Raw genomic sequence first — 11,432 nt, forward strand, 5'->3', positions numbered from 1 at the left:
CGAGGCTTTGATCATGGATCATTCTCATCACTCCAATACCCCTGAGCCGGCATTCTGGAGGAGCAAGGGCGGCATAGCGCTGATCATGCTGGCCCTGATCGGGCTGTTCTATGTTGCACGCGAACATTACGGGCATTTTTCGCAGATCCTGCCGTATCTCATCTTGCTGCTGTGCCCGTTGATGCACGTCTTTGGCCACAAGCATGGTGGGCACTCTCATTCCGGCGAGGAAGTGGCCAGGGACGAAGAAGGGAAATCAGATGCGAAATCCGCCAAGTCCAAATGAATACACCTGCCCGATGCATCCACAGATCCGCCAACCGATGCCAGGCAACTGTCCGATCTGCGGGATGACCCTGGAGCCGGTCATCCCGGCGCAGGAGGAGAAAGATAATCCGGAATTGGAGGACTTCTCGCGAAGGTTCTGGTGGACCCTGCCGTTGACTGTCATTGTGACTGCACTGGCGATGGCCGGCCACTCTCTGCAACTTTTCCATGGCACGACCCAGAACTGGATCGAGTTGATTCTGGCGACGCCCGTGACACTTTGGGGTGGTTGGGTGTTCTTCAGTCGTGCGATTGACTCCATTCGACACCGAAGTCCGAATATGTGGACGCTGATCGGACTGGGGACTGCCGCTGCCTACCTCTACAGTGTGGCGGCTACCTGGGTTCCGCAGTGGTTTCCGGCGGCCTTCGTCCGGGACGGACGTATCGGTGTCTATTTCGAAGCGGCAGCGGTCATCATTTCGCTGACGCTGTTGGGTCAGATGCTTGAGCTCAAGGCGCGCTCGCAAACTTCCGCGGCAATCAAGTCGCTTCTGCAACTGGCACCTAAAACGGCGCGCCGCATCAGGCCCGATGGCGTGGAGGAGGATATTGCGCTGGCACATGTCCACCAAGGGGACCATCTGCGCGTAAGGCCGGGGGAGAAAGTCCCCGTGGACGGCAGGGTTCTGGAGGGGGAGAGCGCAGTCGACGAGTCGATGCTGACCGGAGAGCCGCTGCCAGTGACCAAGCGGACGGGGGATGCCCTTATCGGCGCCACCCTGAACCGCCACGGAAGCCTGGTGATGGAGGCACAGAAGGTCGGTGCCGAAACCATGCTGTCACAAATCGTCCAGATGGTCGCGAAGGCCCAGCGTTCCAGGGCGCCCATGCAGCGCTTGGCTGATGCAGTGGCGGAGTATTTCGTTATCGGGGTGATCCTGGTCGCGGTGCTCACGTTCTTCGGCTGGGGGCTGTTGGGGCCGGAGTCGGGCTGGGTGTTTGGCCTGATCAACGCGGTGGCCGTACTGATCATCGCATGCCCCTGTGCCTTGGGACTGGCAACGCCGATGTCAGTCATGGTCGCGACAGGCAAGGCCGCCAGCAACGGGGTGTTGTTCCGCGATGCCAGTGCCATTGAAAATCTGTGCAAGATCGACACTTTGATCGTCGATAAAACCGGAACCCTGACGGAGGGGCGGCCGGTCTTCCACAGCGCTGAGGGAGTGGGGGCGTTTGACTCCAACGAGGTCCTGCGTCTGGCCGCGAGCCTGGACCAGGGCAGCGAGCATCCACTGGCTCATGCGATTGTCGAGCAGGCTCGGGGCTTGGGCCTCACCCTGGTCAGCCCGAAGGCTTTCGAGTCAGGCTCGGGTATTGGCGTGCGCGGACAGGTGGACGGTCGTCAGCTGCAGCTCGGGAACACGGCGTTGATGAAAGAAGCCGGGGTCGACATAGCTTCGCTGCGTAGTCGTGCCGAGCAACTGCGTCAGGACGGCGTCAGCATCATTTTCCTGTCCGTTGACACCCGTCTGGCCGGCTTCCTGGCTGTATCCGATCCGGTCAAGGCCGCGTCTCGAATGGCCGTTGCCAGGCTCCAGAGTGAGGGCGTTAAAGTCATCATGGCTACAGGTGACGGCCTGACTACAGCCAGGGCCGTAGCCAGGCAGTTGGACATCGATGAAGTGCACGGCGAGGTGAAACCGCAGGACAAGGAAAAACTGGTCGCTGATCTACAAAGCTATGGGCGTCGAGTGGCGATGGCCGGCGACGGGATCAACGATGCGCCGGCCCTGGCCAGGGCCGACGTTGGCATTGCCATGGGTACGGGTACTGACGTGGCGATGAACAGTGCCCAGGTCACGCTGGTCAAAGGTGATTTGATGGGCATTCTGCGGGCACGTACCCTGTCAGTCGCCACCGTAAAGAACATGAGGCAAAACCTCGCCTTCGCATTGCTCTACAACGCCATGGGCATTCCACTGGCTGCCGGGCTGTTTTATCCGCTGACAGGGCATTTGCTATCGCCCTTGGTGGCGGCACTGGCGATGAGCGTCAGCTCTGCGTCAGTGGTCTTCAATGCGCTTCGGCTGCGTCAGACACGTATCGAGTAATCCCCTCCGAGCCAACCAAGCGTCAACGCAGCGAGCAGCAGATAGCGACTGGCCTTGGCCAGCGTAACGATCAACAGGAAGCTCCAGAACGGTTCGCGCAGGACTCCAGCAATCATGGTGATTGGATCACCGATGATGGGTACCCAACTAAGCAACAATGACCAGCGACCATAGCGCTGATAGGCATGCTGAGCTTTCTCCAGCCTGGCTTCGCTGACCGGGAACCAGCGTTTGTGCCGGTAATGCTCGATAGAACGGCCCAACAGCCAATTCAATACCGAACCGAGCACGTTGCCGGTGATGGCCACCGCCAGCAGTGCCCAGGTCTTGTATTGGCCGGTCAGTAGCAACCCGACCAGTACCGCTTCCGACTGCATGGGCAACAGCGTGGCGGCTCCCATGGCGGCGAGGAACAGGCCGGAATAGCCGGATAACGCCATCATCTCAGACATTGAGCCCGATCCAGCCATGGGCGTTGTTGGAGGGGGCATGTATACCTTTCCTGGAACACTGAGCACGCATCCTGATCAAAATTTCAGAATACCCCGGTCTTTGCCGATTCACTAAGCGTTCCCACCGGTGTTTTTGTTTGAGCGGGTCAACGCATCTTCGACACAGTCGAGAATCGCTTGGCCGTTGAAAGGCTTTACGAGAAAGCCGATGGCCCCTCGATCAATAGCCTGATTGCGAACTGATACTTCAGCGTGGGCCGTCATGAAAATGACTGGAAATTTATAACCACGATTGGCAAGTTCGTTCTGTAGTTCCAATCCGCTGATGCCCGGCATCATATGGATATCTGTCATCAGGCAGTCGGTTCTGTCGACGTTTTCGGATGCCAGGAAATCCTCTGCACAGGCAAATAGTTGTGCTTCGTAGCCTACGGATCGCAGCAAACTATCAATAGAAGCCAGGAGTGCATCATCGTCGTCAACGACGGCGATCAGGGGAGTAGGTATGGGCACGCAAATGCACCTCGGTGAGCACGGGAACTCAAGCTATATACATCAACAGACTGGATGCCAAACGCCTTCACGGCAATGCTGCACAGGTAGATCAAAGGCCCTGGGTCAAACGTTATGGAGAGCTTGTTTATCGATGACCTTGGCTACAGGCAGGGTGAAATAAATCGCAGCGCCTGAGTCTGGTGTGTTATCGGCCCAGATACTCCCACCATGAGCCTCGACAATTGATCGACATATGGAAAGCCCCATGCCCATTCCATCAATCTTGGTGGTGAATAATGGCAGGAATAATTTTGACATGGCACTTTCGCAAATACCCGGGCCTGAATCCTGTATCAAAATTTTTATCGTATCCGCCGCCTGGAGACTTGCTTCCATTCTTATGAGTTTGTTTCTGGTTCGGTTTGCTCTCATGGCTTGGACACTGTTTGTCATCAGATTGATGATCACTTGCTGCAGTTGAACCCTGTCGGCATGAATGGCCGGAAGCGCATCGTCAAAGTGATATTCGAGTCGAACCTTGCTTCGTCGGGTTTCGTGTCTGACCAACTCAAGCGACTCAAGCAGTACCTCCCGTAAATTGAGTGTCGTTCGACAGTGATCGACGTTCCTGGACATTCTCCGAATTCGCTGGATGACTTCGCTGGCTCTTCGTGCTTGTCCCAATATCTGTTCCATGGCGCTACGGGTTTCCGAAATATGGGGTACATCCCTGTCCAGCCAGCGCAGACCGGCTTCAGCGTAGGTGGTGACTGCCGCCAATGGCTGATTGACCTCATGGGCAATGGATGCGGCCAGCTCTCCCAGCGCACTCAGGCGAGTCGCATAGGCCAATTCTGTTTGCGCACGGTGCAAGGCTTCTTCAGCCATCTTGGCTGCTGTCACGTCCATGACAGCCCCGACATACTCGCACTCGCCGGCATGCCCCTTCATTAAGTCGGCATTCATGTGAATGTGTTTGATTCGGCCATCTGGCATGACCAAGCGGTGTTCAATCTTCAAATAGGGGACTTTCTCAAAGGCTTTCGAAATGAGCGCCTTGATGGGCGCGATGTCGTCCGGGTGAGTTCTATTCAGGAGGCATTGGAGGGCAGGGTGGGTGCCTTCTTCAAATTCGAAGATTCTGAGTGCTTCCGCTGACCAATACATTTCGCCGCCAGGCACCGTCAGGCCAATACTGCCGGTTCGACTGACGCGTTGAGCCCCTGCGAGAAACGCCTCGCTGCGCCTCAGTGCGTCGGCGGCGTGTTTGCGTGCGGTAATGTCATTGTGGGTAGCGAGAATCGAGGTGGGAGTGCCGTCATTGGATACAGCCAGCGTACATCGGCTGGACACTATGACTCTCCTGCCATCGCGGCACTGTTCAGTCAGCTCACCTTCCCAACTTCCCTTGGCTGACAATACTGACATCAACTCCTCATGGGTAATGGGAAGTTGAGTGTGAAGCAAGGCTTGGCAATCACGCCCTAATGCCTCTTCACGGGCCCACCCATACAAGGCTTCCGCTCCCGGGCTCCATGTTGAAATTCGTCCATCCATGTCTCTCACGATAATTGCGTCATGGGTCTGCGCGAGTAGTCGAACCTGTTCCCTGAGTTCGTCATCGGTGGTCTTGATTTGCAAGGCAAGCAGGGAGGTGATGGCGATAGCCGATAAGCTCACCAGGCAACGGACGAACGCTGTTGAATCCAGCTTCAGGCCATGTGAAACAAGAAACGCCGCCACAGTCAGGCAAATGCAGGAAAGACAAATGATACGTAAGCCGCATTTGGAGAACAGTCTCAGACAAATCAGAATGACTACCACGTAGAGCACCGCAATGGCGACGTCCAATGACGTCAGTGTGTCCACCACGAAGAACAGCGCCGCGAGGGCAATTGCTCCAACTCTCAGAGCCATCGTGTTTGAAGTCGATCGTGCAGGTTTCATCTGCCCCTCGCATAGACAAAAAGGCCTCTGGTCTCAACGTCACATGGAATGATTCGGCTGAGACAGAGGCCAAGAGCATCGAGCGTTAATAATCCCAGTGGGCTGCAATCCAACGGAATGCGTCGCCGTCCAGCGCGACATGTCCAACCGAGGGGAAGGGCAGATGAGTGGCTACGAACAACTCGCCACTTGCCGCCGCCTCCCGCAACAGTCGTACCCGCACATCGACCGACTTTTGTGGATCGTGTTCGAAGCCGTTGTGCCATTCCGGGTGGTCGAAGGCCACCGGAAACAGGGCGTCGCCGGCGAAGGTCAACCGTTCGCCGCCGGAGTTCACGTGAACGATGCAGTGGCCAGGGGTGTGCCCGCCAGTAAGCTTCGCGACCACACCGGGGGCTACTTCATGTTCGTCCTCAAAGATCTGCAGACAGTCCTCATAGTGCGCGATGAATTCGTTGGCGGTGCGACGCAGTACGTCTGGCACCGGTTGTGGCATCTCGGTCAGGCTGAAGTCGGGAATTTTCCAGAAATCGACTTCAGTGGCGGTGACATGGATGCGCACGTCCGACCTCAGGCTGTTCTTGACCGAATCGACCAACAGCCCGCCAATGTGGTCCATATGCATATGGGTGATGACGATATCGGTGATGGATGAAAGGTCGATGCCTGCATCCTTAAGGCGTTTGGGGAATAGCCCAGCCCGGGGGAAGCCTGGGAACTGGTTGCCCAGGCCAGCATCGACCAGAATGGTTTGTTCACCGCTGCGCACCACCAACACGTTAAGCGCCCAGTCGAACATATCCGGCCCAAGGTACATATTCTTGAACCAGGCTGCTCGCTCGGCGGGGTCGGCGTTGGTTGACATGGTCTCGGTCGGAAGCGGCAGCACACCGTCGCTGACCACCAATATATCGACCTCGCCCAAGCGCAGGGCGTAGCGCGATGGCACTAACTCCTGAGCCGGCGTGGCGCCATCGGGCTGGGCGAAGCTATTCAGGTACATGGCCATGGTCGTTCTCCTGTTACATTAAGGTGGGAGTTCATTCGGTGGACGAGTTAGTTCATCTATAGTCATTCGCTGTGAATTCCATCCTAGGGGCTAATATTTTCAGGCACATCTCTACATGGGTGTGCGGTAATTACGCATCCGTTGTAAAAAACTATACAAACGTATATTCAGCTAACTTTGGCGCGACGGTAGGACGGTTCGGTTTAAGCCCTTCAGCGAGGCGCAGTGGGAGAGGGTGGCTTCCTCACCTAAGGGGCGGCGCCTGCAAAGTAATACATAAGTGTTAATCCGGATACCCAACGGACGACCCTGTTGAACCCATGTACAGCTGACGCGCAGCTATGGATCTGAATAAATTTCAAGTCGTATCGAAGTCATAAGTAACCGGGCACAACGAGGTGTTGGATACAACTTCATCGGGCTGACGAAAAATGAATAGAAATGACCTGCGACATGCCGATATAAACTTGCTGGTTATCTTTGAAACCATGATGCGCGAGCGCAATGTCACTCGGACGGGCGAACGCCTGTTCCTCGGCCAGGCCACCGTCAGCAGCGCGCTGAACCGGCTACGGACAATGTTCGACGATCCGCTGTTCATCCGCACCGGTCGGGTGATGGAGCCCACCGCGCGTGCAGAAGAAATCCATGTCCTTCTTGGACCTGCGCTGGAGGGGGTTGCCCTGGCTCTGAGTTGCGCGCAGGAATTCGACCCGTACACCAGCGAGGAGACTTTTCACGTTGGGCTTTGCGACGAAGTGGAATATGCGCTGCTGCCTGGGCTGATTCAGAATTTGAGAACCGAGGCGCCAAATATCACCCTGGTGGTACGCCGCGTGGATCCGCTGCAGCTGCCGCAGTTGCTCATTGCAGGGGACATTTCCCTGGGTGTCGCTCAGGTCCAGGAACTGCCTGCCAGAGCCCATTGCCGAAGTTTGCGTGCGGTGCGGCCAATGTTGCTATGCGCCGACTCGGTCGCGAGCCCCATGAGCCTCGATGAATTCTGCCGGCGCCCCCATGTGGCGGTGTCTGCACTGGGAAAAGTCAGCGACGACGTCGACCGCGTTCTGGCTCGCCACGGCCGGCAGCGCCGCGTAGTACTGGCGGTGCCTCAGTTCAGCGTCTTACCGGCATTGCTCGTCGGCAGCGACATGCTCGCTGTTGTGCCCGATTATGCCGCGCAGGCCATGGCAAAACTCCATGGTCTGCGCGCCGAGTATCCGCCGCTGCAGCTCTCGAGTCCTGACCTGGCCATGGCATGGCGCGGCACCAGTCATGCAGATCCTCGCGAACGTTGGTTGCGATCGTACTTTGCACGGCATCTTGAACGGCCGGAGGATTCTCCGCAGCAGTCGGTTTGTTGCTCTTCGCTGGCCGTGGCTTGAATGGTAATCATGCGGGGCGGCGTTTCGGTATTGACGCTGAGTGCGTGGCGGCAACCGATCATATGGGATATCCGAGACCGCAGTAGACGCTCCTAGCGGCTGATGTGAATGTACGCATAATGTATATTATGTTAAATAAAGGACGTTCCGTAAGCGTTGCATTTCCACCCACCGGCTAACCCTAGCACCGTTTTTGATGCTTCCTTTCCAACATCTACTCCAACGTAGCGGAGGTTGCGAGAACTCGGACGATAAACAAGACCGCCCTCCTCCAGATCAGCAGATCGGAGGAGTTCCACACGGTATACCCATTGCCGGTATTGGTGGTTGTTCCGCAGGACAATCTCTGTGTACTAAGAACCCTATTTTAAGTTGCTACACTTGCCGAAAATTTTTGCCGCTATCTGATCCAAAAATCCATGAATCCGTAGTTGAGAGCTTGCGACCAGTTGTTACTGCCTTTGCTACTGCCTCCCGCTATAACGACGAGAGCCCTGCTTACACTCAGCTACGCCGAATATTTCAAGCGGCATTAAAAGTAGCCGAGGAAGTTCGCCTAATACAGATTGATGATGGGACTAAGCCAGCATGAATGATTTTTATCTCAGATTCATCGATAACGGTAAATCATTGGCAGAGTTGCGAGGGCTGCTTTGGTACCTGCCAGTCGATGATGTGGGAAAGGTATCAAAGGCAGCACGCTGGGACCTAGCTACGCTTTGCGGCCTTGTAACACCACCTTACTTCTGGCACTCATCGCTTGGTTACGACATCAATGCCCTGGACGCTCTCAATGTCCTGCGCGAACAACAGAATCTGCCGGGCCTTGCTGTTCAGCCCCTACCAGAACACTGGCGTGACTTTTATCAAGCTACCTTGTTGAATGAGCTGCTTGTAAAGCGTAACAAGCCAGGACATGCGCTGCTGAATGTCGGGCGCCCTCTTCGGATCATCGCCACATGCGCTGATTCAGAAGCACCATGGGACTTAACCCCGGCTACGATACAGCGCGCATATAACATCGCCCTAGATATCGGCTCCTCGGGAAAAATAGCTGCTAATATTTCCATGGTCGTTCGAACCTTGATCGATGGTCTGCACATCGCTGATCGCTCGCCACTCTCCAAACACTGCTTCGCCTATCCAAATCAGTCCTCCTCAGAGGATAAAGTGGCACAACTCAAGCGTGGTAATAATACGTACCGCCAAACGAACAAGCTGAGGGCGCAGCTTTCCGATCGAAAAGGAGCAGCGAAACTACCAAGTGACAAAGCTTTTTGGGAGCTTGTTCGTATTATCTTTACCAAACAACCCAAGACCTTTGTCGACGCTATTCGTTTCAACCAAATCAAAGTCGCCATAGCCTGCGGTTTTCGCGTTGGTGAGAACACATTACTTCCACTAGATTGGGCACGCTGGCATGAATATTTGGCAACTGATGGTTCCCCGGCGGGAGCTAAGGGGGGGATTTCTCGTTCTCTGTCAGTTCGTAATTTTGCCGAAAAACAGGATGAGGATGTGGGCACAGAGGGCATCGTACTTGTCGAAAATACTCAACACGCTCCTTCTATCTTCGAAGATCTGATTTCAGAAGCCCTTGGAGAAGTAGAAAGACTTACAACGCCTCTACGCGAACGTCTACGGCTTCAGATCACCTCGGGACGACTAATGCCAGAGCTAGCATCGGATGCTTTAGCGCCGGCTTGGGACATCTACAGTCGAGTGACGGGATCTCTTGAATTCACTTCTCTGCCAATGCCTAAAGATTTAGTTGAAAAATACCGCGAAACATTTGACTCCAAATATTTAGATGAAATCCGCCAATGGCAAATTGACCGAATTCGCACTCACGGTTTGTCCCATAATTGTTTGAAGTACTTCAACAAATGGCCCATCGCTCCTCGGCGCGCTGACGGCTCTCTTTTTGTCGGTACGGTTGACTGGAGGAAAGCTCATTTTAGAGTAAGCGAGGTAGAAGTTCTGATCCAGAATTCCATGGCCTCAAAATTGCCGGATACTAAAGCTTTTTTACTCCGCGACGGTGAGCGCCTGTATTCCACCGAACTAATGTTCCTTATGCCCATCCGAGCGCATATCGAATCGCGAAATGGTGGACTACTTGATATCAATCGCTATTTTGCGGTCGGTCGTGCATCTAGCCAGGATCTTCAGTTTCATCTTGGCGGTGGCGCTAATAATATCTTTTCTCGCTATGGTCAGACGGATGAGGATCGCGCGCTAAGTCTGAATACACATTCACTCCGCCATCTTCAAAATGCTGAGCTTTTTCGACTTGGTGTGGCTGACACAATCATCACCAAACGCTTCAACAGGCACAGTGTTGCCCAGAGCTATGTGTATGACCATCGTAGCCTTGCGGAGGACCTAGCCAATATTGATCTGCCATCCGGCGCAGAGGATATGGCTCCTAGAGCTCAAGAAACCCTGAAAATGATCATGGCCAAGAAAATTAGGGGGCCGATTGTCGACGAGTTCCTGAAGATCCAGAAAGATCTGGGTGACGACCAAGCTTTCAGCTATCTGTCTGCCGAGGCAGACGGTTTGCACGCGACTCCCTTCGGGTTCTGCGTGAATAGCTTCACGGTTGACCCGTGTCCCAAACATCTAGAATGCTACGACTGTCGGCATCTGACTCGCTCGCCAATATCCGAGGAAAATCAGAATCTACAACAGCTGAAGCAGCGAATGATCGATGTCGTTACCGTTATTGAAACAAGTCCGCCTCAAGCCCGAAATGTTGGCTGGCAGAACCAGCTAAAACATGCGCAGTCGCGTCTTGAAAGTCTAGAAAAAATACTTGTTACTGCTCCCGGCGAGCGGCCATTTCCAGATGGTAAAGATCTCTACAACCCAGTGGAGAACAAACGAGGATCGACCATCCTCGATGAACCCCAAATCTGGAGGCCCATGTGAAGGTTCAAGAGCTGGAAACTATCCTCCAGAGGATGCTTAACGACAACATAGTGATTAGTGCACGCTCTGTCATTCGTGAGCTGGACTCTCCCTTCAAGCACGCCAGCGATATAACTCGCCAGCCCGAGCGCAAGGTATTGCTCGATCAGTACCAAACGCGTCAGCGCGAACTACGTGCCTTGATGGAAAGGACAGACAAGCAATCTCCCTCCAACCTACAAGCACGAGTGGCACGTCTGACCCAAGAAAATGAAGTTCTGAAAGCTGAGCGAGATCTGCTTGTTGCCTCCCACAAAGCAATGCTCCTCGCTGTTGGCGAGATGGGTGGCATGGCTGCGTGGCGGAAGTTCTTCCCTGCGTGGGAAGAAACCCGGCAACGGCTTACCGAATTGCAGGCATTACCGAGTGCGAAGATTCTTCCCCCACTTAGTCCAAACACTAATAGGGCTAATGAGGGACAGACCAAAGCTCTCTAACTAGCTAACGGCCGGATCTGACTGACGATCCAGTAGACCAGCGCCTTTTCGCGATCTGTAGTGGTCAACTAATCCCGGACACGATGTTAAGTTTTTTCTCGGCCTGAGCTGGGGCCAGTCCATTGTTGAATTGGTGCGGTCTGATCCAGTTGTACCGATGCATCAGGTAATGACTAATGTCGCGGTGCGCTTCTTGAGCTGTCATGTAGCCCACAGTCGGTATCCATTCAGTTTTCAAACTACGAAACACACGCTCCATCGGCGCATTATCCCAACAGTTTCCACGACGGCTCATGCTCTGACGCATGCGGTAACGCCAGAGCCGTTGGCGAAAGTGGCGACTGCCATATTGC

Annotated in this window: 10 protein-coding genes; 5 read left to right on the forward strand and 5 right to left on the reverse strand. The window is 54.7% G+C overall.

Features of this window, described 5'->3' with window-relative positions:
- Positions 1 to 13: 13 nt before the first annotated feature.
- The gene (locus tag EGM97_RS06045) at positions 14 to 286 is read left to right on the forward strand and encodes a DUF2933 domain-containing protein (protein ID WP_238964285.1); all 273 of its coding nucleotides are present in this window, start codon (positions 14 to 16) and stop codon (positions 284 to 286) included.
- Positions 261 to 2,381, forward strand: a complete 2,121-nt coding sequence (locus EGM97_RS06050; RefSeq protein WP_477788784.1) for a copper-transporting P-type ATPase — start codon at positions 261 to 263, stop codon at positions 2,379 to 2,381. The genes EGM97_RS06045 and EGM97_RS06050 overlap by 26 nt, the downstream gene beginning before the upstream one ends.
- Here EGM97_RS06050 and EGM97_RS06055 read toward each other — a convergent pair.
- The 4 genes from EGM97_RS06055 to EGM97_RS06070 form a co-directional block, all read right to left on the reverse strand.
- Positions 2,363 to 2,824 (reverse strand): YqaA family protein, encoded by a 462-nt coding sequence (locus tag EGM97_RS06055; RefSeq protein ID WP_238964295.1) that lies wholly within the window; start codon positions 2,822 to 2,824, stop codon positions 2,363 to 2,365. The two genes, EGM97_RS06050 and EGM97_RS06055, sit on opposite strands and share 19 nt — an antisense overlap.
- A 120-nt stretch (positions 2,825 to 2,944) precedes the next feature.
- A complete protein-coding gene (locus EGM97_RS06060) occupies positions 2,945 to 3,346 on the reverse strand; it encodes a response regulator transcription factor (protein WP_238964287.1) in 402 nt (133 codons plus the stop codon).
- Between the two features lie 105 nt (positions 3,347 to 3,451).
- On the reverse strand, positions 3,452 to 5,275 hold the full coding sequence (locus EGM97_RS06065; RefSeq protein ID WP_238964288.1) for a PAS domain-containing sensor histidine kinase: 1,824 nt from the start codon (positions 5,273 to 5,275) through the stop codon (positions 3,452 to 3,454).
- An 85-nt stretch (positions 5,276 to 5,360) separates the two neighbouring features.
- Entirely contained in the window at positions 5,361 to 6,284 is a 924-nt protein-coding gene (locus EGM97_RS06070) for an MBL fold metallo-hydrolase (RefSeq protein WP_238964289.1), read from the reverse strand.
- A gap of 431 nt (positions 6,285 to 6,715) precedes the next feature.
- On the opposite strand from EGM97_RS06070, the gene EGM97_RS06075 reads away from it, so the two are divergent.
- From EGM97_RS06075 to EGM97_RS06085, 3 genes are all read left to right on the forward strand, one after another.
- Positions 6,716 to 7,669, forward strand: a complete 954-nt coding sequence (locus EGM97_RS06075; protein WP_238964290.1) for a LysR substrate-binding domain-containing protein — start codon at positions 6,716 to 6,718, stop codon at positions 7,667 to 7,669.
- Between the two features lie 588 nt (positions 7,670 to 8,257).
- Positions 8,258 to 10,603, forward strand: a complete 2,346-nt coding sequence (locus tag EGM97_RS06080) for a hypothetical protein (protein WP_238964291.1) — start codon at positions 8,258 to 8,260, stop codon at positions 10,601 to 10,603.
- Complete coding sequence (locus EGM97_RS06085) at positions 10,600 to 11,079, forward strand: hypothetical protein (RefSeq protein WP_238964292.1); 480 nt, start codon at positions 10,600 to 10,602, stop codon at positions 11,077 to 11,079. Before EGM97_RS06080 ends, EGM97_RS06085 begins: the two co-directional genes overlap by 4 nt.
- Before the next feature lie 64 nt (positions 11,080 to 11,143).
- Here EGM97_RS06085 and EGM97_RS06090 read toward each other — a convergent pair.
- Positions 11,144 to 11,432 (reverse strand): integrase core domain-containing protein (locus EGM97_RS06090; RefSeq protein WP_477788785.1); only part of this gene is annotated, 289 nt, incomplete at its 5' end.

It is taken from the genome of Pseudomonas sp. AF32 (assembly GCF_022342325.2).
In the GTDB taxonomy this organism is placed as follows: Bacteria; Pseudomonadota; Gammaproteobacteria; order Pseudomonadales; family Pseudomonadaceae; genus Aquipseudomonas; species Aquipseudomonas uvaldensis.

Bases quoted from the DNA above. Each gene is read 5' to 3' on its own strand.
- EGM97_RS06045 (WP_238964285.1), top strand. From the start codon at position 14: ATGGATCATTCTCATCACTCCAATACCCCTGAGCCGGCATTCTGGAGG.
- EGM97_RS06050 (WP_477788784.1), top strand. From the start codon at position 261: ATGCGAAATCCGCCAAGTCCAAATGAATACACCTGCCCGATGCATCCA.
- EGM97_RS06055 (WP_238964295.1), bottom strand. From the start codon at position 2,824: ATGATGGCGTTATCCGGCTATTCCGGCCTGTTCCTCGCCGCCATGGGA.
- EGM97_RS06065 (WP_238964288.1), bottom strand. From the start codon at position 5,275: ATGAAACCTGCACGATCGACTTCAAACACGATGGCTCTGAGAGTTGGA.
- EGM97_RS06070 (WP_238964289.1), bottom strand. From the start codon at position 6,284: ATGGCCATGTACCTGAATAGCTTCGCCCAGCCCGATGGCGCCACGCCG.
- EGM97_RS06075 (WP_238964290.1), top strand. From the start codon at position 6,716: ATGAATAGAAATGACCTGCGACATGCCGATATAAACTTGCTGGTTATC.
- EGM97_RS06080 (WP_238964291.1), top strand. From the start codon at position 8,258: ATGAATGATTTTTATCTCAGATTCATCGATAACGGTAAATCATTGGCA.